Source organism: Bifidobacterium ruminantium DSM 6489, assembly GCF_000770925.1.
GTDB lineage: Bacteria > Actinomycetota > Actinomycetes > Actinomycetales > Bifidobacteriaceae > Bifidobacterium > Bifidobacterium ruminantium.
Genome location: NZ_JDTK01000001.1, coordinates 188088 through 209285, shown reverse-complemented (window position 1 = coordinate 209285; position 21198 = coordinate 188088). Strand labels below are relative to the sequence as shown.

Here is a 21198-nt window from a genome sequence, read left to right as displayed (position 1 = left end):
ATGCTAGCAACGTGAATGTCATTTCGTGTGTTTTGCCTCTGTTTTCATTTCATCTTTCGGACTTGTGCCTGATTCGTCACCGGCATTCCCGATTTCGGCGACGCTCTCGTCGGAAGTATGCAACGCCTGATATATGGCTTCCGCTTTGGCATGTCCGATGCCTTTGACCTGTTCGAAATCCTCAACGCTTGCCTCACGCATGGCGCGCACGGAACCGAAGTGGTTGAGCAACCGCTTCTGATAAGCCTCGCCGATGCCTGGAATATCGTCCAGAGCGGAACGCAGCATGCCCTTGCGTCTTGTCTGACGATGATAGGTGATGGCGAAACGGTGCGACTCGTCACGTACACGCTGCAGCAGATACATGCCTTCGGACTGACGCTTGAGGATGATCGGATAATCGTCGTCCGGCACCCACACCTCCTCCAGACGCTTCGCCAATCCGCAGACCGCCACATCATCCACGCCACAATCGGCAAGCGCCTTGGCCGCGGCCATGACCTGCGGCTTGCCACCGTCGACGACGACGAGATTCGGTTTGTAGGCGAAATGGTGACGGTCCGTGTTCTGCTGCACGGGCGTCGTTGCGGATGCGTCCGTCTCATCCGACAATCCGTTCTGTCTGGATACGCGTTTTTCGTTGTCCATGCTTTCCCCGGAATCGCCCGCAATGTTACCGTGACGGAAACGACGGGCCAACGTCTCGTACAGCGCGCTTAAATCGTCCAACGCGCCCTGCCCATCCGCGCCGCGGATAGCAAAGCGCCGGTATTCCGATTTTTTCGCGATGGCATCCTCGAACACCACCATGGACGCCACCTGATATGCACCGCCGACGGTATTGGAGATGTCGTAGCATTCGATGCGCAACGGCGCCTGTTCGAGGCCAAGGGCCTGCGCCACATCGTTCATCGCGTCCGAACGGGCGCCCATATCGCTGATACGGCTCATCTTGCTGCGCTGCAACGCCTGCTTGGCGTTGTCGTTCGCGCGGTCCATGAGCTGTTTCTTGTCTCCCCTGCTGACCACACGGATGGTGACGGCCGCTCCGCGCAATCCGCTCAGCCATTGTTCAAGATCCTCACGCCGGGCAGGTTCGATCGGGACGATCACCTCGCGCGGCACAGGAGCGATCGGAGCCAGAAGATCCGCGCGTCCCGTCTGCTCCTGCCGTTCATTGCGCTCTTTCGTGGCTTGCGCGCGTGCGGCCGCACCCACGGCCGTCACGGTCTGCGTAGAACCGATCGCGTTGCGCTGCTCAGTGACGATGGTGGCCGAGGACGCGGAAACGTTCTCCCCTGCGGTCTCCGAATACACCTGCGTGATGAGGTCTGAAATCAGTTCCTCATCACTGATGTCCTCGACTCGTTCGACGCTCCAATTGCGTTCTCCGCGTATGGAACCGGCGCGCACGAAGAACGCGTGCACGCTTGCCTCGAGCTCATCGGAGGCGATGCCGAACACGTCGGCGTCGACATCCGAATCGAACACGACGGCGTTCTGCTCGACCACGGTCTGCAGCATTTGGATCTGGTCGCGCAGGCGAGCGGCCTTCTCGAATTCCAATTCGTCGCTTGCCAGCTTCATCTCACGGGTCAGTTGCGCGATGTACGACTTGCCGATCCGTCCGGTCAGCACGCCCACCAACTGCTCACACATCCTGCGATGCTCCTTGGCACCGATGCGCCCCACGCACGGCGCCGAACACTTCCCTATCGATGCCAGCAGACAAGGCCGATGCGTAATCTCCGCCTTATGGAACACGTTCTGCGAGCAGGTGCGCACGGGAAAGGTCTTAAGCAGACGATCGAGACTATGCCGAAGATCCCATACTTTCGCATAAGGTCCGAAATACCGGGTGTCTCGACGTTTGCGGCTGCGCGTCACCCATATGCGCGGCACGCGCTCGCCGGAGGAGATGGCTAGATACGGATAGGTCTTGTCATCGCGGAACACCACGTTGAACCGCGGATCGAATTCCTTGATCCATGTGTACTCCAAGGTGAGTGATTCCAGTTCCGTGCCGACGACCGTCCATTCGAGACTGCGTGCGGTCAGCACCATGGTCTGGGTGCGCGGATGCAGCTGGTAGAGCGGCTGGAAGTAATTCGTCAACCGGTTGCGCAGGTTCTTGGCCTTGCCGACGTAGATGACGCGTCCCTCCCCGTCGCGCCACTTGTACACGCCCGGCTGGGCCGGAATGTCGGAGGTCTTCGGACGGAACAGATCGCGGGTGTCACCCAGCAAAGGCGCGCCGTTCCTGTTCACTCCCCTACCTTCCGAGTCCGAGAGAACGTCGGCGGCCTGTCCGGCAGTCTCGCGCAGCGAGTCCGCCGTTTTCCGCCATACCTCTGGGCTGTGCCGTTCAAAATCGCTCATAGCACGCTCTTGAGGAACTTGCCCGTCCAGGATTGCTCGCACTGCGCGACCTGCTCCGGCGTGCCTTCGGTGACGATGGTGCCGCCGCCGTCACCGCCTTCGGGACCCAGGTCAATGATCCAATCCGCGGATTTGACCACATCGAGGTTGTGTTCGATGACGATGACCGTGTTGCCCTTGTCCACCAGACCCTGCAGCACGAGCAGCAGCTTGCGCACATCCTCGAAATGCAAACCGGTGGTCGGCTCGTCGAGGATGTATACGGTTTTGCCGGTGGAACGGCGTTGCAGTTCCGTGGCGAGCTTGACGCGCTGCGATTCGCCTCCGGACAGCGTCGGAGCCGGCTGTCCTAGACGGATATAGCCAAGACCAACCTGCACCAAAGTGTCGAGATATCGCGAAATGGACGGATACGCTTTGAAGAACCGCGCAGCCTCCTCGATAGGCATGTTCAGTACGTCGGCCACGGATTTGCCGTTGTATTTCACCTCGAGGGTCTCGCGGTTATAACGCTGGCCGTGGCATTCCTCGCAATCCACGTACACGTCCGGCAGGAAGTTCATTTCGATCTTCAGCGTGCCGTCCCCATGGCAGGCTTCGCAGCGGCCGCCTTTGACGTTGAACGAGAAGCGTCCGGGACCGTAGCCTCTCACCTGCGCTTCGGGCGTTTTGGCGAACAGCGTGCGGATTTTGTCCCACACGCCGGTGTAGGTAGCGGGATTGGAACGTGGCGTGCGGCCGATCGGATTCTGGTCGACGTGAATCACTTTGTCGCACTGGTCGATTCCCTCCACGCGCGTATGCTTTCCGGGCACGATGCGCGCGCCATTGAGCTTGTCGGCAAGCACTGGATAGAGAATCTGGTTGACCAGTGTGGATTTGCCGGAGCCGGACACGCCTGTCACGCAGGTGAAGACGCCCAGCGGGAAGTTGACGTTGAGGTTCTTCAGGTTGTTCTCGCGGGCACCCACCACACGCAACTGCTTGGTCTTATGCGTCTTGCGCCGCTTCTTGGGCACTTCGATGCTTCTACGGCCGGCAATGTAGTCTCCCGTGATGGAACGAGGGGCATCGATGATCTTTTTCGCGGGGCCAGAATAGACGACCTCGCCGCCGTGTTCGCCCGCTCCCGGGCCGATGTCGATGACCCAGTCAGCGCTTTTGATGGTGTCCTCGTCGTGTTCGACGACGATCAGCGTGTTACCGAGGTCGCGCAGATGATGCAGCGTGGTGATCAGCCGCTCGTTGTCGCGTTGATGCAGGCCGATGGACGGCTCATCCAACACATACATGACGCCCACCAGGCCGGAACCGATCTGGGTCGCCAGACGGATACGCTGCGCCTCGCCGCCGGACAGGGTCTTCGCCGCACGGGACAATGTCAGATAATTCAGACCGACGTCATTGAGGAATCCAAGCCGGGCACGAATCTCCTTGACCACCTCGCCGGCGATCTGCGCGGCGGAGCCCTCAAGTTCAAGACCGTTGATCCATGCGAGACTACGTTCGGCCGACATGTCGCACACGTCCGCGATGGATTCCCCTCCCACGGTGACGGCGAGCACTTCGGGGCGGAGCCTCCGGCCATGGCATGCCTGGCATGGCACTTCGCGCATATACGATTCGTAATACTGCTTCATCTGGTCGGAATCGGTCTCATCATGTCGACGCATCAGCGTGCGGACCACGCCTTCGAATCCCGTCGAATATTCGCGGATACGTCCCCACCGGTTGCGATATGAGACCTGCACCTTGAAATCGCGTCCGTACATGATGGCATCGCGCGCATCCTTGGGAAGATCCTTCCAAGGCGTGTCCAGATCGAATCCCATCTCCTCACCGAGACCTTCAAGCACATGCCGGTAGTATTCGCCAGCGCCCTTGGTCATGCCCCACGGCTCGATGGCGTTCTCGTTCAGCGTCTTGTCCGGATCTGGAATCACCAATTCAGGGTCGATCTCCAGTTTGTAGCCGATGCCCGTGCATTCCGGGCAGGCTCCATACGGCGCGTTGAACGAGAAGGTCCGGGGCTCGATCTCGTCAAGCTCCAACTGGTGTCCGTTCGGACAGGCGCGTTTCTCGGAGAACGGTTTGCGTCGATTCGGATCCTTCTCGTCCAAATCGACGAAGTCGGCGACGATCACGCCCTTGGCGAGCTTCAGCGCCGTCTCCACCGAATCGGTCAGACGCTGGCGGATGCCGTCCTTGACCACCAGACGGTCCACCACCACTTCGATGGTGTGCTTCTTCTGCTTGGTGAGCTTGATGTCATCCAACAGCTGCCGCATCTCGCCGTCGATCAGAGCGCGCGCGTAGCCATCGCCGCGCAGCAGTTCGAGCAGATCCTCGAACTCGCCTTTGCGGCCGCGCACGACAGGCGCGAGAATCTGGAAGCGCGTGCGCTCCGGATACTTCAGTAGCGCATCCACCATCTGCTGCGGCGTCTGCGCGCTCACCAAAGCGCCGCATTCCGGACAGTGCGGAATGCCGGTACGTGCGAACAGCAGTCGCAGGTAATCGTAAATCTCCGTAATCGTGCCGACAGTCGAACGGGGATTGCGGTTCGTGGTTTTCTGGTCGATTGACACGGCGGGGCTCAGACCCTCGATGAAATCGACGTCGGGCTTGTCCATCTGTCCCAGGAACTGGCGTGCGTACGCCGACAGCGATTCGACATAGCGACGCTGCCCCTCCGCGAACAGCGTGTCGAACGCCAACGAGGATTTGCCTGAGCCGGACAGGCCGGTGAACACCACCATGCGGTTGCGCGGAAACTCCAAGTCGACGTTCTTGAGGTTATGCTCGCGAGCGCCCTGGATGACGATTTTGAGGTCGTTGGGCAGGTGTTTCAGATCCGCTATGAGCGAACCGTCCTTCATCCGCATCGGCGCTTTTTTGATTTCGCGTGTCAGAAACGCGTCGCTGGTGAGGACTCGTTCGACCACGACTTCGTTATGTGTGGTGTTGTTTCGTTTGGCGGCCACTTTCCCCTCCGCTTTTGTTGTGCCTGTTCTAGGTGTATAGGATAGCGTATTTTCGTGTTGGTTTCGAACAGGTGTTCTATATGGTGTCATCGGGCATGGCGATGGGCCATTGGTATTGGTCATGCAGAATGGCCGCGGCGTCCGCAATGGGTATGCGTTCCTGTTCTATTCGCAGGTATGTCGCATTGGTTCCGGTGCAGAGCATTTCGTAGAGTCCGCGTTCCTCGGAGGTGAGCTGGGGCGTGGGTTTGGACTCTCGCGTGGTGAGTGGCTTGTTTTTCGTGTCGAGCATGGTGCCGTATCGTTCATAGGCCCGGTAGGCGGCAGGGTCCATCAGCAGGGATGCGCATGGGATGCCGGTTTGGCGGAGTTTGGAGAGGATGTCGAGTCCGTCGGCGTCCATGTCTCCCCAGTAGATGATGTCGGGAATGTCTGTGACCCATGGCAGGAGGGTTGTCATGCGTTTCAGGGTGGCGTATCCGCTGCCGAAGATGCAGATGGCGTGTGCGGCGGTGGGCATGGCCTGGTAGGTGTCTTTGTTTTCGATGATGATGGCGTGTGCGATGTCGGTTGGTCTGTTGTGGATCCATGGTTGGGTGATGATGAGGTCGGGTTGGCCGTGGTGCTCGGCGTCCATGAATCGTAGTCGGAGTTCGCCGGGGCGTTCCTGGAAGTCGAGGTTGTCCCGTCCGGTGAGCATGCATATCGCTTTGCGGCGCTGAGAATTGGGAGTGCCGAGCCATTTGGCGCTGAACCCGGGAATCGGCACCATGCGTGGGGTCATGGTGTGGCAGTCGTGTCGGGTGAAATAGTGTGCGGCTTGGATGACGAGACGGAAATCGACGTCATCATGATCCTTGAGTGTTTTGGCGACATTCAACGCGCTGTCTTGGCTGATGCCGAATTCGTCTGCGAGTTCTCGCATGCGTTGGCGCTCACGTAGATAGCGTTCGCGCGTGGTTCTTGTCGCTATACGGAGAGCCGTGTCGAGGTCGGGTATGATCACCGAGTCGACAAGCTGGCTTTTCTGTCGGACGATTCCGCTGGAAACGATTTTGGTCTTTTCGCTGGTTTCGCATTGATGCCGGTTCGCCCAGTCGCGGATGACGTCGTCCTGGGCGCGAACGCGCGCGTAGTTGTCCTCCAGTTCGGCTTGTTTGGGCAGACGGATGGTCTTGCGCAGGGGCCAGGAAACTTCGGTGTCGTACATGTGCCGGTTGAGGTGAGCGTCGACGTATTCGTCGAGCTCCCGACGGATGCTCATGCCGTCCTTGGCGTTCCTGGCCTTTGCCATCGCTACTCCTCCGTCAATGGTGTGGTTTTGTCGGTTGGCTCCTGCGACTCGCCCTGTGCGTTTTCGCGGTCGAGCTCCTGCAGGTACGAGTTGCCTGTGGACGGATCCTTGTACGCCACGTACGCCTTGTTGGCGATGCTGAGGATCTCCGCGGTTTTGCTTTCCGGGGCGGATACGATGATTTGGAAGCCGAGTCGCGGCAGCACGGTGAGGGCGCGCTTGGTGTAGCGTCCATCGGCTTTGATAAGGGCTTCGTCCAGGAACAGCGTGGTGTAGGTGGGCTTGCCTGTCAGATCGCCGCCAAGCAGATAAATCAGGGCCGCGCCGTAGACAAACGAGGTGAGTTCCTGCAACGCACCGCCTGATTTGCCGCCGGTTGAGCTGATATGTTCGTCGGGCGCGTCATCATGATGCACGGTCGCGTAGAACGAGCTGCGCACACGGGGATCGAGGTTGCGGGCGCCATACTCCTTGATGCCGTTCGTGTCATGGATGCTGTTGAGCTCATCCTGCAGTCTGCCGATGAACGGCTCGCAGCCCTTGAACGCCTTGCGGGTCTCCATGGGATTGTCACGCCCGTTGCGTGTCCAATCATCCAGTTTCGACATGATGTCGCCCAATGATCTTCTGAACTGCCGGTCGACGTCTCCGAACTTCACGCCAAGCGAGAGCCTGCCTCCACGCGGGCCGAACTGTTGGTCCTTGAGCATGCCGTTGATACGGCCGAGCTGCTCCCTGACGTTTTCCTCGTCGGTGTTGAGCGCACGGTTGAGCTGCTGGAAGCTCATGTACAGTTTTTCGACGCTGTTGACATACTCCTCGTCGGTTGCGGCGCGGGTGACGAGCATGTTGAGCATGTTGAGCTCGTCGAGGTAATACCGGTAGTCCTCCACGCTTGCCGTGACGGTGTCGTCTTCGGCGGTATGACGCCTGAGATATTCACTCATGGCACTTTCCGTGTCGGTGCGTAGCGTGTTGGCCCGCTCGTCGGTTTCCTGGATTCGCTTACGTATGACGCGTCCGATGTTGCGCATCATACGTTTGTCGAATGGCATCGATCCCTCACTGTCGGCACCACCGGCGATGAGTAGCGGACGATCCTGCGCATGCACGTACGTGCCGAAGCAGTTCTCGTACGCGTCGGCCAGAAGATTCGATACCATGTCGGACAACGTGGAATCGTCGAAATCCGAGTCACCGTACGCGTCGAGCCAAGCCTGCTCGGCATGGACGGCACGCTGGGCGCTTTCCAGGTCGGCCTCGGCCTGGAACCTGTTCTTGCCTTCGACGTCCGACTGCCGGCGAAGACGTTGCAGCTCATCCTGCAATTGCCCCAGCTCGGGATCGCTTTCGATCCGTTCGATCTGCCGACGGATCTGCTCCGCTTTCGTTTCAAGCCCGTCCACGTCGATTTTGCTCCACGGCATGTCGGCTATGACACGGGCAAGTTCATGCTCGTCCTGCAATAGGGCGATCGCGTTGGACATCTGCCGGCTGCGACGGTCGGCGTCCTCCGCGGCTTGTCCGGCCTCGTCGAGCTGGCTCTTCAACTCGGCCAGGTAGCGTTCGTTCATGAAACCGATGACCTGGTGCATGCCTTTGACGCCATGGAATCCACGATCGCCGGATTTGATCTGCCCATCGACCTGCACCTGGCGCTCGTCGCGATCCATGTCATCGATGGCGTCCACGCAACGCGCATCGAAACGATCCGAGGACGTCTGCTGCTTCAACCATCCGACGAACGGCGAATCCTCCTTGTATCGCAGCTTCGACGACATCCATCCCTCGTTGCTAGCGGAATCGTACCGTGCATCCGTGTCGACGAAACGCCACGTGCGACGCGTCATACGTGTCGGATCAATGGTGCTGACCTTCGCTGCGAATCCCTGCTCGTACCGTTTGTCTACGAGTATGGTCTGCGCGATCGGCGCGTACGTGACGTTCATCGCCAGACGCCACCGTTCGTCACGCTCGTCCACATCCATCAATTCCGCCACATACGGCAGCTGCGTCTCATCCAATCCGGTCGCCTGCGCGATCAGCGCGCGCGCATCGTCCATCTCGTCGCTGATACGCGTCCTGTGGTCAAGCTTGCGTCGGTAATCCCGTTGAAGCACGTCGCGTTCGCGCTGCCTGTCATGCAGCTCCCCCACCAGCTGCCGGTATTTGGCCTGCGCTTCCTCCAACCGTTCGTCATATGTGTCGTTCGATTCGGCCAGCGCGGCGCGTTTTAGATCCCACGCATGCTCGTCGGTGGGCAGTTTGCCTTCGATTCGTTCGAATCGTTCGGCTATGTCATGCCGTTGGCGACGGGCCTCGTCGGCGTCTTGACGCGCGCGTTTGAGATCTTTGCCAAGCTGCTGCAGACTGCCGCCGTCGATGCCGCTGATGCGCTCCTTGACGGCTTCGATCTGCGCGTTGAGATCGTCAATGCGCTGCTGCGAAAGGTTGAGGGCTTCCTGCGATTCCTTCGCCTTGCTTTGTGCCGCGGGCAGTCCGGAGCGCACCTCGCTGGCCATGCGCGAGCGTGTCCACGCGGCAAGTGTGGTCTCCCCATGCTCGTCATCAGGGTTGACGGGCTCGTATTCGCGTCGTTCGCTGAGTTGTTTGGCGTATTCGCCGTAGCGTGTCTGGATGTTCTGCAGGATGGCGACCCGGGCAGCTTTTTCCTCCATGCTATGGAAGTTCTCGCTGAACCGGTTGTAGTCATCGACGGTTTCACGGGCGAGACGGATGGATTCCGGCACATCGAGGACGCCTTGCTTGAAGATGTCGTCAAGTTTCGACGGAGCGTCGGCGGATTGTATCTTGTGCAGGAGCCGGCAGGCTTCGGCGCTTAGTCCCATGTCCTGCCAGATGGAGGCGTGGAACGCGGCCGCGTTGACATGGGTCGTGCATCCCGGATAGGTCTGCTCCATCAGACCTCGGGTGAATGGCGTGTCTCGATGCTGGTCCATGAGCCGCGGGTCGATGAGCTGGTTGTGCGTGACGAACTGGCGGCGCAGCCCGTCCGGCCCGTCGCCGGCGGTCAGGTACAGGAACTTGCCGCAGGACAGTATGCCGCCGTCGCTGCGGTTCACATAGGTGTCGACGATCGCGCCCCAGATGTTCTGCGGCTTGCCGTCCGCGTCCCTGCCGCGCAGGAAGATTGGGGTCTCGCCGTCGTCGCCGTCGCTTATGCCGATCATGCCGCGCAGATACGTGTAGTCGTTGCGTTCGGAGCGTCCGGAGTTCGACGCCTTGTTGTAGGGCGTGCCGGAGGGATATAGGAGAGAGATCTGGGCGTCGACGAGAGTGGATTTCCCCGATTCGCTGGCGCCGGCGAGCAAGGTCACCGGCATATCCGCGTCCATGGAGGGACGGAACACGTGATAGCCGCCGTAGGAGCCCCAGTTGACAATCTGCCGGCTTCGCAGCATCCACCGGTCGGAAACGATTTTCATGCCGTCTTCTGTCATCGGTTTTCCTCTCCATCAAAGAAATCGTCGGCCATGCCGAAATCGAACGCATCCTGTTCAACATCGGATGCCGGAATCCCATTCGAATCGGCCATGTCATTTTCATCGTCAAAATCGGACAAGCCTTCGGTACCGGTATCGTCCATGCCGCCAGCGTCATCCATCTTCCCGGAGCCAAGCCATTCGTCGGCAAGGTCGCGGTCGAGCACCATCGGCACCAGCGGAGTGATCACATACATGTTCGTCTCGCCGGCGTCCGCGAGATACCCGTAGGTGCGCATACGCGAGATGACGGAGGCGATCTTCTTCGCCGTACCCTCCTCGTCATTGCTGGCGGCGAGGAATCCCGCACCTGTGGCGAGCATCGCGCGGATGTCGTCGAAACTGATGAGCCAGTCGCCGGGTTCGGCCTTCTGGTTCTCATATTCCAGCACCTTGATACGCAGGGCCGCGAGCGTGGCAGCCTCTTCCCGGGTAAGGCTCACACGCGTTTTCAGCGCGCGGATGTTCGTCTCCGAATCAGTGACGGGCGACGCGTACATGATCCGGTATTTCGTGTTGTCGACCAATCTGAGCATGTCGTTGTTCAGCGAGCGCTCCACGGCCTCACGGTATTCGCACGCACGCTCGTACAGGCTGCCGTCGATGTACCGTTCGCGTTTGAGCGCGATCGCGGCCCTGCGCGCTTCGAGCGGCATGTCGCCGGTATCGCCGTCGAATAGCGCCGGCATGGTCTGCGGTGTTGTGGGCTCCTCCGATGGATATCCGGTTTCCCCGCCGTCCATCGTCTCGGCGCCGACATCCTGGTCGTCGATATCATCCGTCATGCTCATCCCTCCTCGATGATGCCGTCAAGCGTCGATTCGCTGGCGAGAACCGGTCTGGTGCGCCATACACGTTCTCCACCGTCAATCGATACGCAATGCCATGCCGCGCTCGCCGAGCCGTCCTGCGCCCGCATGGCGCTGAGGAATCCTATCAGCTCGCTTTCACGCCGTTCGGCGCGTGGCAGCCTGTTGAAGCTTGCTGCGATATCCACGAACATGCCGTCCGACGTTCTCACCGGATCACGGCGGATGAGCGAAATCATATGCGTCAGCCTTGGTCCGCACATCTCGACCATGGTTTTGAGGTCGGGCGCGTCGATTTCCGCTGTGGGCGCATCCTGCAGGCCGGCGGTTGTGGCACGCGCCATCGATTTCGCCGGACGCGACGGCAACGCCTGGAACTGCGCCATGCCGGTGTCCGTATGATACGGGAATTCCGCCGAACCAGGATGGTTCTTCGCATCGTCGTTGGTCCGCACGAACAATCTGTGGAGCTTGTCCAGCATGGTGCGGTAATGCGTGTCAGTCTGCTGGCGTACCAGCCGGCTCACGGCCTCGTCGGATATGCGGATCTGTCTGCGTACGTCCTCGATACCTTCGTATATGCGGTTGAGTTCGGCGCGCACCTGTGCAAGCAGGATGCCCGGCTCGCCTTCCAGATACGGGTTTTGCGCTATGTCGCGTACTGCATCGTCGATTTCACGCCGGCCCTCATCGGTGACGATCACTTGGAACGCGTCCTCGAACCGTCGACCACTGTCGGATTCGTGGAACGATCGGTGATATGCGTCATGGTAGGTGCCGAGAGCCTGCTCCACGCTGATGGTTCCCGATTGCATGCTGCGGCGCAGGCTGTCGCCATGGTCACGTTCCTCGAGCGCGAGTTCGCGCAGATCGATCGGAACGCCTCGCAATGTGTTGTGGATGACGCCGATGATGTCGCCCACCTGTTGCGAGGTGAGTTTGTCCAACGTGTCGCTGTGCTTCAGCTCGTCGATCTGCTTTTGTTTCTCCTCGATGTCGCGTTCCAGCAGGCGGATGCGTTCATGCGGGTCGGCCGTCAGTTGCATGCGCGCATGTTCGATTTCCATGATGATGCTGTTGGCCTGCGCGCCGGACAGCGCCTTAGTGGTGTCCTCGAGCCGGTCAAGCGCCTCGATGGCGCGGTGGGCACGCGCCGTGAGACGATACAGGTATCGGTGCGAGGCGATGTCAAGCGAATTGGCGAGCCAGGCATAGTCGCCTTCGCCTTCCTTCGTCAGTTGGGACAGGATCGCATGCGCGGCCTCCGCATTCGTCTGCCCGTCCTTGGGCGTATAGTCACCGGTTTCCGCGAGCCTTGCCAGACTGCGCGCGAAGCGTTCCTCCACGATTTCGCGCGGCAGTTCGCCGGTGAGTGGGTCAAACGTCGAGCGCAGCAGCGCGACGTACAACATGGAATTGCCTCGTAGCAGCAATCGCAGCACGCCGGTTTCGTATACGGGCCGGAGCCGTTCCATCTCCCGTCTCACGTCTGACAACGAACGACCATCCTTCCCCAACCTAGACTTTCGATGCGTGTCCTATTGTAAGGGGAACGGCGGCCATGGAGATGCGATTCACGGCATGGAGAACCACGACCATATGGAATTCGAGGTTATTTGAAAATGACGTATCGGCACAGCAGGAACCCCCAGATGGCCTGCATGCCCATGGTGACGATTTTGACCACCATGGTGGACCATCCGAGCAGTCCCGGAATCCAAGCCATCATCAGATTGGAGAACAAGAGGTTCCAGCAGTACATGGCCACGAACATGGCGATGGAACGCGCATAGTTCGACGATGATTTGAAGGTGACATTGCGATTCATAACGTAGTTGAAAGTACCGGAGCAGAAGACCGCGGCGGTGTTCGCCAGACGGAACGGCAGACCGATCAGCTGCAGTATGGCGAATACGCCGAATTCCACAAAGGTCTGCATCGCCGATACGCCGCCGTAGCTGAGCATCTGTCTGACGATGCCGCCTTTCCGCCTCGTGTTCGCCGTCATGGGTCTCCTTCTTTGATCCGTTGTGCGCTCCGGTCGGGAATCCTGTCCCATATGTTGTCTTCCCCGTGGCATTCCGGTGTTTCGCCTGTCGTGGATTATACGGATAAGGAAAGGCGCATGATCCGTTCCGTCTGTATCCGGAAAACGGGTCATGCGCCTTTTCTTATACCTGGCGCCGGTCAGATGCTCATCGCCATGAGCTGAGCCGCGTACTCCTCGACGAGTTCGCTGTCTCGTTCCGTCCAGGAATGGCTGGCGGAATCATCCGGCACGAAAGTGGTGTCAATGTCAATATTGTCGTTCATTTCCTTATATACCTCCGTTCGTCCCACACCCCCTGGCGACTTTGCCAACATCCGTGGAACAGTCATAAGTCTGACTCATAAACGCGTTCGATTCAAGGAATCGTCCGCATCGTGGTCAAACGTTTTCCCATATGTGGTCGCCGTCATATCCAGGCTGTCAATCGGCGTGATAGGTGTGACATATCGACTACCGATTCAGCGCAACAACAAAAAGGCTCCCGATTGGGAGCCTTTTTGTTCATGGAGCGGACAACGGGACTCGGACCCGCGGTCTCAACCTTGGCAAGGTTGCGCTTTACCAACTAAGCTATGTCCGCATGTTTTCCACCGTGGTGGGCAACGAGTTGAAAATATACAGGAGCGGTGGCGAACATGCAAGCTTCGGCGTGTCGCATCGTGCACGTCGAGTTGCGCATTCGATTTATTAACGGGTCAGATGCAATCGTACGGCATGCGTTTCCCGGCGCACCAGAACACGATAAGCGCCATGTCGAGCAACAGCACGTAGAAACTGCAACTGGTTCCCAATCCATAAACCGCGCAGTACAGCACTACTATGCGCGCCATATAGAATATGCCTCGGCGCATGCCGGAACGCTCCTCCGTCTCCATCGTCATGCGGGTGAAACCGCCGCCCAGTGTGCGACCGTTACGATTCCACGGAATGATTCCTTCGAAGAGGACAAACATGACCATGGTGGACACGGTGGAGACAATCGAATTGATGTCGTTCGCACGGTTCACATCAATCATCGCGCCGACCAGATATACGAAAGCTGAAACCGACACTGAAGCCGCCCCAATGATGAGCAGATCAATTGCGAGCGCCACGCAGCGGCGTATGAAGCCAGGATTGGTAGTGATGGCATCCTTGTCGATGTGCCGCTGAGGCAGTAGACGGTTGATGACGTTTCCTATGGCGAAGCCGAGCGCACCGCCTACGGTGTTAGTGATGAGGTCGTCGACGTCGAAGAGACGGTATGCGCACGGATAGATGCCCCAGATGCCAGTAAGCTGTGTGGTTTCGATGAGTAGTGAGGTGAGGAATGTGATTGGCAGCGCTATGGCGAGCTTCCAGCGGAAGGTGCGTTTCATAAAGAAGCCAAGGGGGATGAAGAATACGACGTTCATGGCTAGTTGCATGATGCCTGCGAGGCCGTCGGTTTGGATGTCATGAATGAATTCGAGTGGATTAAGTTGCGGTTTAAGGTGATGGGTGGCACAGTAAGCGGCCGCGTTTTCGGGCATTGGATACAGGGTGAAGCATGCGAGTGCGATGAGGTAGAGCACTATGAGGTAAGCGGTTAGTGCTGAGCTGAAGCGTAGACGGTTGTCTCGGTGATAGAGCAGAGCGAGTACCGGTAGGGTGAGCAGGAGTGAGAGGAAGGGCCAGAGTGCGATGGCGAGCGTAAATGGCTTGCTGAAGTAGAGGACGTATGACATGGCCGGTCTTCCTTGTGTGTGGTGTTTTTCGTTGTTGTTTTCGACGGTAGTCAAGCTGGTCTTGTTTATGCCATCGTCCGTCGGGTTTACGTTTTTGGCTGAATTCGCTTGTTGTTCATCCTTGGGCATGAGTTCGTGTGCGTTGGGTTGATCGGAAAGGATGCGGACACGTGTTCGAACTCCCTTTCCTGAGAGCCGTGGCATATGAGAGGATTCGAGGCGCTTGACGTGTTTCGTCGTAGCAGATGTTGGGGGTACCCTGTTATCCTTCGATATGTGTCCTGTTTCATCACGCATCCGCCGTATGCTTCGGCAAAACGTGTTAGGGAGGTGCTATGCGGGCCGCAGAAAAAAATGAAAGCCATCACCGTCGCGTTGGTATGCGTTGCCGGCGCATACTGGTTCGGCTATCTGCCGTTCCGACCAGCCGATGTTAGCCACGCTCAAATCAGCATCAACGCGACAGGCGAGTCCAACAAGTCCCAGATCGATGGCGCGGTAAAAGCGGATCTTGCCAGGCTGAAATCCTGGAACGGGTGCCGCGTGGATGCCGTCCGATATGACGCAAAGCGTTCAGCCACGCTACTTGCAGCCGAACACGACGTCACGGCTTCCGGTGGCAGTTCTTCGATTTCCACGGCCATTGACGAATACGGGATGGACAATGTGATTTACCCCTCCAATGACATCTCTTGCCGTGCCGGCTCGCAGAACTCGTCCCAAGATGGCTGGGGAAGCTGGTACGCGTGGAATCCCGGTTCCGCGCGGGCGGAACACGGATGGATCTTCATCGACGAGGGATATTAAAGTTCAACGGAATACCGTGCACCATGCCATGATGTCGAAACCATACGATGACGATTGGCTTTAGTACAGCATTGATAAAAAGCGGGCCTACGCGTCCTGATCACGCGGAACGCAAACCCGCTTTCGATGGCATAGTCATCGCTTGGCTTATCTGACTACTTGGTCAAGGAACCACTCATCATGACTGGCCACCACCAATGCTCCCGGATAGTCGGCAAGACATCTTGCCAGAGCCACCTTGGACTCTAAGTCAAGATAGTTCGTCGGCTCGTCCATGACAATCAACTGAGGCCGGTCAAGAATGCCCAAGCACAACATGAGCTTGCGCAGTTCGCCCGGAGACGGCGCTTCGTTAGAAAGCAGCTTATCCGGATCGGCGTTGAGCTGGGCGAAGGCGGCCAGCACCTGCGAGCGTTCCTTACCCTGCAATGCGGCGAGTCGTCTCATGGTTTGAGAAAGCGCGGCTTCTCCCGTTTGCTGCTGGACGATCAGATGCGGCAAGTCTTCCGGCATGCTGTCCAGCAATGCGTTCATCACGGTTGTTTTGCCGAGTCCGTTGGCACCGGTCAGTCCGATATGGTCTTGCTGTCCGATGCTGAGTTTTGGTATGGCGACGCCTGGCATCCGTGGTTTTTCACCACTCATCCCTGGATTATGCGCGACCTTCCATTGATGTCCGTCGGCATGCAGTATGGATTGTGTTGGCGTTCTCGCGGCATCGTTCGAGCTGGTCATCCTGCCGCTGCCGAATATGATAATACCTTCCGTGAGATGCAGGAGCTCCTTTCTGTTGCTTGGCCGTATGTCGATCCAGATGTCGCCGTCGTAGCGTTTGGCCGCTACGGTTAGTGAATCTAGTGTGCGCTGTGCTCGTTCAAGACGCTTGTTCATTTGTCGGTATGCGGCGCCCGAAGCGGTATCAGTCTGTTTTTCGATCCATTTGTGGTGATCGAGGGCGCTGTGATCTTTGCGGTCGATTTTCCACCCGTTGCGTTTGCGAGCATATGCGCTTTGCATGGCTTGATGTCGCTGTGCTTGTGCGGACCGCAGTCGTGTGACTTCCTGCCGTGCCGCACGGATTGACTCCTCGTCTCCACGCAGTCTGGACGTCATCAGCTCATGCGCTTGCGTATATCCGCCATCATATGCGCTGATGACGGTGATGTTACGCCCACTGATGTGCCGTCGTTCGAATATGACGCATCGTGCGCATGTAGCGTCAACCAGTGCGACATCGTGGGATATTACGATGCCTATGCCCTGGTATTGGCGCATGACTTCGACTATGGCTTTCCGTGTTTCACCATCAACGTGGTTGGTGGGTTCGTCAAGCACGAGCACATCGGGACGCGCTGTGATTGCGCAAGCGACCTGCAATCGTTTCGTTTCGCCTCCGGAAAGCGTTTCATAACGGTAGGGCCAGTCATCGCCGATGTGTAACGCGTTGCGTACACGCATGGTTCCGGGCGACCAATCCGTGGCGAAGTCGTCGAGGTTCTTAGGCCTCACCATGTTGTCTTGCGGGCAGGTAGCGATAGTGAGTCCATGCGGGTCCGGGTTGATGCTGCCGGTATCGGCGGGCAACATTCCGATGGCGATGTTCAGTAGAGTCGTTTTGCCGAGTCCGTTGTCGCCGAGCACGGCGGTCCATCCTTGTTGGAAAGATGCGGACACGTGTTCGAACAGTGGTTCAGACATGGACGGGTATGTGTAAGAGATGCCAGTAAGCGTGAGCATTGTTGTCCGGGCCATGTATGGGGCTTCTTTCTCATACAGGCGCACTGCGAGGTCTTCATTGTGAAAAAACGAACGGATACGGAACCGTGAAATGTGCATACGAGCAAGCTACGCGGCAGTGCGCTTCAACGCGCACGGTTCTGCCGACGGTATCCGCCGCCCGTTAGATACGCAATGTCCGTTTCTCTTTCCCGAAAACCCTCTTGGCATATGGGAGGATTTAAATACACTCAACATATTCCATCATAGCATATGGTCATTCGACCCCAAGCATTATGAACAATGCCATGGCCGTCGGCGCCATTCGGATTGGTATCTGCTGATTGGGGCCGATCAGTCGAGATCAGTCAAGGATGATGCCGGCTTCACTCATCTGCCGACGGGCTGCGATACCGAGTTCCTCACTGACCGGTTCGGTCAGGTTTTCGATGACATGCACTTCGAAACCCAGCTTCTTCGCGTCGAGAGCGGTCTCCTTGACGCAATGCGATTCGGCCAGTCCGACCACATCGACCCGTGTGATGCCCGCGGTCTTCAACCCGTTGGCGAGTGTCCTGCCCGCGGCCATGGCGGTGGAGACTTCCTCACGGGTGGGAATGCGGTCGGTGTTGTCCTCAAAGCCTTCGAAGCCGGAATATGAGGGGGAATACTGGCCCTTCTTGAAATGATGTTCGATGTTCAATGCGGCGATGGCGGGATGCAGTTCGGCATTGGCGGTCCCGGCCTTGCCGTGCACCGGCCAGGTATCCACGAAATCAGGATGCTCGGACCAGTGGGTCCCCGGCTCGATATGCCAATCCTGCGTGGTCGCGATATATGCGTATTCGCTCCGACGCGCGTTCACATAATCCGCGATACGTTCGGCGACCGCATTGCCTCCCTGCACGCCCAGTTCGCCTCCTTCGCAGAACGTCGGCTGTACATCCACCACAATCAAAGCCCTTGCCATGCTTCTTCCCTCCTGAATGGTTCTGACACCACTGTAGCGGACCGTTCACGCGAGTGGATGATTCGTTTCATCCACTGCATCGGCATAGTAACGGTTGCGGGTGTTCGCTATGATGTTCGATTGGCGTTTGAAGGAACACGAAAGACTAGAGGTATCACGGCATGGCGATTGAGGCGCAGGGACTTGAGATTCAGATCGGCGCGCGCACGTTGCTGCATCCCACCAACTTCCACGTTGCCAAGGGAGACAAGATCGGTCTGGTCGGACGCAACGGCGCCGGCAAGACCACGTTGACCCGTGTGATCACCGGCGATATGCTGCCGACCGCCGGCAAGGTACGTGTCTCCGGCAAACTCGGCTATCTGCCACAGGACACGCATGCCGCAGACCCGGAGCAGACCGCACTGGACCGCATGATGAGCGCGCGCGACATCGCTTCGATCATCAAACGCATACGCAAGGCCGAAAAGGAAATGACCGATCCGGATCCGGATGTCATGACCAAGGCGATGAACCGCTACGACAAGGCCATGCAGGATTTCGAAAAGGCCGGCGGCTATGCTGCACAGTCCGAAGCGACCGCCATGGCGGCCAGTCTCGGCCTGCCACAGGAAGTGATGGGCCAGCAGCTGGGTACGCTTTCCGGCGGTCAACGCCGTCGTATCGAACTGGCCCGCATCCTGTTCTCCGACGCGGACACGCTGATCCTTGACGAGCCGACCAACCATTTGGACGCGGATTCCATCGAATGGCTGCGCGGCTATCTGAAAAAATACGAGGGCGGTTTCCTGGTCATCTCCCACTCCACCGAACTGCTTGACGAAGTGGTGAACAAGGTCTGGCATTTGGATGCGCAGCTCGGCCAGATCGACATGTATTCTCTCGGCTGGAAGGCATACCTGCACCAGCGCGTGGTCGACGAGGAACGTCGCCGCCGCGAACGCGAGGTCGCCGAGAAGAAGGCCGAACGTCTGATGCAGCAGGGCATCCGTCTGCACGCGAAGGCCACCAAGGCCGTGGCCGCGCAGAACATGATGCGCCGCGCGGAGAAACTGCTGGAGAACACGTCCGAGGCGCAGAAGAAGGAGAAGGTTGCTGACATCCGCTTCCCGGAACCGGCGCCCTGCGGCCGCACGCCGATCATGGCAAAGGACATCTCCAAAGCGTATGGCTCGAACATCGTGTTCGCAGGCGTGAACCTGGCGATCGACAAAGGTTCACGTGTGGTGATTCTGGGCTATAACGGCGCCGGCAAAACCACCACGCTGCGCCTGCTCGCCCATCTGGAGGATCCCGACACCGGATCCGTGGAATATGGACATGGCTGCAAAATCGGCTATTTCGCACAGGAACACGACACATTGGACCTTGACGCCACCGTGCTGCAGAATCTGATCCACGTGGCACCGGAACTTGACGACACACAGGCACGTTCCATCCTTGGATCGTTCCTGTTCTCCGGCGATGACGCGCTGAAACCGGCACGCGTGCTGTCCGGCGGCGAGAAAACACGTCTGGCGTTGGCCACGCTGGTGACGAGCCGCGCGAACGTGCTACTGCTTGATGAACCGACCAACAACCTGGATCCGGCATCCCGCGACGAGATCCTGAAGGCCATCGCCAAATATGAGGGTGCCATCGTACTGGTCACCCACGATGAAGGTGCGGTCGAGGCGTTGAATCCGGAACGCGTGCTGCTCATGCCCGACGGCGACGAGGACCTGTGGAACGACTCCTATCTGGATTTGGTGGCCGAGGAGTAGACAGCCCATCAACGTCCACCGATATGCGAAATGGCCCCGGACGGATTCATTCCGTCCGGGGCCATTGTCATCATCAACGGCTGTCTTCGCCGATGCGCATGTCAGGCATGCACATGCTTGGCGCTGTAAATATCTGGTTCGACGTAGATTTCGAAACTGTACCACGGCAGCGCGCCACGCACCGCCTTTTCGATTTTGTCGACGGTTTCAACGTCGTAATCGCGGTCCAGTTTGCTGGTCTGCACTTTGACGCATAGCAGGATGTCATCCTCCGACATGTGCACGGTCTGCATGTTCAGCAGACGTTCGACACCCGGCGTGGTGGTGACGGCCTCGATGATCTTCCGTCGCGTATCCGGCTCCACGGCCTCGCCGATGAGCAGAGAACCTGACTTGAATGCCAACAGCAGTGAGCCGACGATCAGCACCAGACCGACCATAAGACCGCCCAATGCATCGAAGATCTCATTGTCCAGCGCGATCGCGAGTCCGATGCCGAGACCGGCGAACGCCAGACCAATCAATGCGAGCGTGTCCTCCATGATCACCGAGGCGAGTTCGGCGGACTTGGTGTGCCGCCAGAAACGGAACGCGCCCATGCGAGGCGTGTTCGTGCGCTCCATGCGCTCGTTGGCCTCTTTGATGCTCTGATGCAGGCCGTATCCTTCCAGGCAGGCGCTGATGACCACCACGGCGAAGGCGACAAGCAATTCCATCTGGTTCACGTCCCGCAAAGCCGGATCGCCGGCAAGGGCGATCAGCTTCTTCACGGCCTCGGACGTCGAGAAGAAGCCGCCGACGAAGAACAGCAGAGTGGCCACGACGAATGAGGCGAGATACTTCGCCCGGTACAGGCCGAACGGATGGTCACCGTCGGTCTTGCGCTTGGAGAAGCGCCCTCCGGCCATCAGCACGATTTCGTTGGAGCAGTCGGCAATGGAATGCACCGATTCGGACAGCATGGCGGACGATCCGGTGAAGAACGCCGCGCACAGTTTCGCGATGGCGACGCCGATGTTCGCACCCAACGCCGCCTTGACGGCTGCGCCCTGATGTTCGGCTTCCCGCACCTCCCCCATGTTGTTCGTGGTCGTACTGTCGCCTGCGGAATCGCGCGATTCGCTCATTGCCTTCCATTCTCGAATGTGTAACGGATAACATCATCCATTCAAGCACGAATACTGGCCGAGAAGCCGTGTGCGCCCGTGTTTCGGGAC

The 21198-nt window shown here is 58.6% G+C and carries 14 protein-coding genes and 1 tRNA gene; 2 read left to right on the top strand and 13 right to left on the bottom strand.

The features are described 5' to 3' along the window. Positions 1-18 precede the first annotated feature (18 nt). The 10 genes from uvrC to OU26_RS00885 form a co-directional block, all read right to left on the bottom strand. Positions 19-2379, bottom strand: coding sequence for an excinuclease ABC subunit UvrC (gene uvrC, locus OU26_RS00925; RefSeq protein WP_033498787.1), 2361 nt, complete (start codon positions 2377-2379; stop codon positions 19-21). Further along, a complete protein-coding gene (gene uvrA, locus OU26_RS00920; protein WP_026646026.1) occupies positions 2376-5363 on the bottom strand; it encodes an excinuclease ABC subunit UvrA in 2988 nt (995 codons plus the stop codon). The genes uvrC and uvrA overlap by 4 nt, the downstream gene beginning before the upstream one ends. A gap of 76 nt (positions 5364-5439) precedes the next feature. After that, positions 5440-6657, bottom strand: coding sequence for a DUF3322 and DUF2220 domain-containing protein (locus OU26_RS00915; protein ID WP_026646025.1), 1218 nt, complete (start codon positions 6655-6657; stop codon positions 5440-5442). Between the two features lie 2 nt (positions 6658-6659). Further along, on the bottom strand, positions 6660-10118 hold the full coding sequence (locus OU26_RS00910; protein ID WP_026646024.1) for an ATP-binding protein: 3459 nt from the start codon (positions 10116-10118) through the stop codon (positions 6660-6662). Continuing rightward, positions 10115-10903 carry a DUF4194 domain-containing protein gene (locus tag OU26_RS00905; protein WP_237743778.1) on the bottom strand — a complete coding sequence of 263 codons (789 nt, stop codon included), beginning with the start codon at positions 10901-10903 and terminating at the stop codon, positions 10115-10117. The genes OU26_RS00910 and OU26_RS00905 overlap by 4 nt, the downstream gene beginning before the upstream one ends. Positions 10904-10947: 44 nt before the next feature. Then, on the bottom strand, positions 10948-12444 hold the full coding sequence (locus OU26_RS00900; protein WP_051592888.1) for a DUF3375 domain-containing protein: 1497 nt from the start codon (positions 12442-12444) through the stop codon (positions 10948-10950). 137 nt (positions 12445-12581) lie between these two features. Beyond that, positions 12582-12977, bottom strand: coding sequence for a GtrA family protein (locus OU26_RS00895; RefSeq protein WP_026646021.1), 396 nt, complete (start codon positions 12975-12977; stop codon positions 12582-12584). Between the two features lie 179 nt (positions 12978-13156). Next, positions 13157-13282, bottom strand: coding sequence for a hypothetical protein (locus OU26_RS10595; RefSeq protein WP_272944582.1), 126 nt, complete (start codon positions 13280-13282; stop codon positions 13157-13159). Between the two features lie 241 nt (positions 13283-13523). Next, positions 13524-13599: transfer RNA gene (locus tag OU26_RS00890), tRNA-Gly, on the bottom strand. A 115-nt stretch (positions 13600-13714) separates the two neighbouring features. Further along, positions 13715-14725 (bottom strand): VanZ family protein, encoded by a 1011-nt coding sequence (locus tag OU26_RS00885; protein WP_026646020.1) that lies wholly within the window; start codon positions 14723-14725, stop codon positions 13715-13717. A 354-nt stretch (positions 14726-15079) separates the two neighbouring features. Between OU26_RS00885 and OU26_RS00880 the strand changes: the two genes are divergently transcribed. Beyond that, positions 15080-15532 (top strand): hypothetical protein, encoded by a 453-nt coding sequence (locus OU26_RS00880; RefSeq protein WP_033498786.1) that lies wholly within the window; start codon positions 15080-15082, stop codon positions 15530-15532. 147 nt (positions 15533-15679) lie between these two features. Here OU26_RS00880 and OU26_RS00875 read toward each other — a convergent pair whose 3' ends face one another. Beyond that, positions 15680-17230, bottom strand: coding sequence for an ATP-binding cassette domain-containing protein (locus tag OU26_RS00875; protein WP_237743775.1), 1551 nt, complete (start codon positions 17228-17230; stop codon positions 15680-15682). 382 nt (positions 17231-17612) lie between these two features. After that, positions 17613-18218: an isochorismatase family protein gene (locus OU26_RS00870; protein WP_026646017.1), complete on the bottom strand. Its 606-nt coding sequence runs from the start codon at positions 18216-18218 to the stop codon at positions 17613-17615. 161 nt (positions 18219-18379) lie between these two features. Between OU26_RS00870 and OU26_RS00865 the strand changes: the two genes are divergently transcribed. Next, positions 18380-19981: an ABC-F family ATP-binding cassette domain-containing protein gene (locus tag OU26_RS00865; RefSeq protein WP_003809155.1), complete on the top strand. Its 1602-nt coding sequence runs from the start codon at positions 18380-18382 to the stop codon at positions 19979-19981. A 101-nt stretch (positions 19982-20082) separates the two neighbouring features. Here OU26_RS00865 and OU26_RS00860 read toward each other — a convergent pair whose 3' ends face one another. Beyond that, positions 20083-21108 carry a cation diffusion facilitator family transporter gene (locus tag OU26_RS00860; RefSeq protein WP_026646016.1) on the bottom strand — a complete coding sequence of 342 codons (1026 nt, stop codon included), beginning with the start codon at positions 21106-21108 and terminating at the stop codon, positions 20083-20085. Positions 21109-21198: the final 90 nt, after the last annotated feature.

What these genes read in the sequence shown, in the direction of transcription:
- uvrC (WP_033498787.1), bottom strand. Translation starts at nt 2,379, where the DNA reads ATGAGCGATTTTGAACGGCACAGCCCAGAGGTATGGCGGAAAACGGCG.
- OU26_RS00915 (WP_026646025.1), bottom strand. Translation starts at nt 6,657, where the DNA reads ATGGCAAAGGCCAGGAACGCCAAGGACGGCATGAGCATCCGTCGGGAG.
- OU26_RS00910 (WP_026646024.1), bottom strand. Translation starts at nt 10,118, where the DNA reads ATGACAGAAGACGGCATGAAAATCGTTTCCGACCGGTGGATGCTGCGA.
- OU26_RS00905 (WP_237743778.1), bottom strand. Translation starts at nt 10,903, where the DNA reads ATGGACGGCGGGGAAACCGGATATCCATCGGAGGAGCCCACAACACCG.
- OU26_RS00900 (WP_051592888.1), bottom strand. Translation starts at nt 12,444, where the DNA reads ATGGAACGGCTCCGGCCCGTATACGAAACCGGCGTGCTGCGATTGCTG.
- OU26_RS00895 (WP_026646021.1), bottom strand. Translation starts at nt 12,977, where the DNA reads ATGACGGCGAACACGAGGCGGAAAGGCGGCATCGTCAGACAGATGCTC.
- OU26_RS10595 (WP_272944582.1), bottom strand. Translation starts at nt 13,282, where the DNA reads ATGAACGACAATATTGACATTGACACCACTTTCGTGCCGGATGATTCC.
- OU26_RS00885 (WP_026646020.1), bottom strand. Translation starts at nt 14,725, where the DNA reads ATGTCATACGTCCTCTACTTCAGCAAGCCATTTACGCTCGCCATCGCA.
- OU26_RS00880 (WP_033498786.1), top strand. Translation starts at nt 15,080, where the DNA reads ATGAAAGCCATCACCGTCGCGTTGGTATGCGTTGCCGGCGCATACTGG.
- OU26_RS00875 (WP_237743775.1), bottom strand. Translation starts at nt 17,230, where the DNA reads ATGTCTGAACCACTGTTCGAACACGTGTCCGCATCTTTCCAACAAGGA.
- OU26_RS00870 (WP_026646017.1), bottom strand. Translation starts at nt 18,218, where the DNA reads ATGGCAAGGGCTTTGATTGTGGTGGATGTACAGCCGACGTTCTGCGAA.
- OU26_RS00865 (WP_003809155.1), top strand. Translation starts at nt 18,380, where the DNA reads ATGGCGATTGAGGCGCAGGGACTTGAGATTCAGATCGGCGCGCGCACG.
- OU26_RS00860 (WP_026646016.1), bottom strand. Translation starts at nt 21,108, where the DNA reads ATGAGCGAATCGCGCGATTCCGCAGGCGACAGTACGACCACGAACAAC.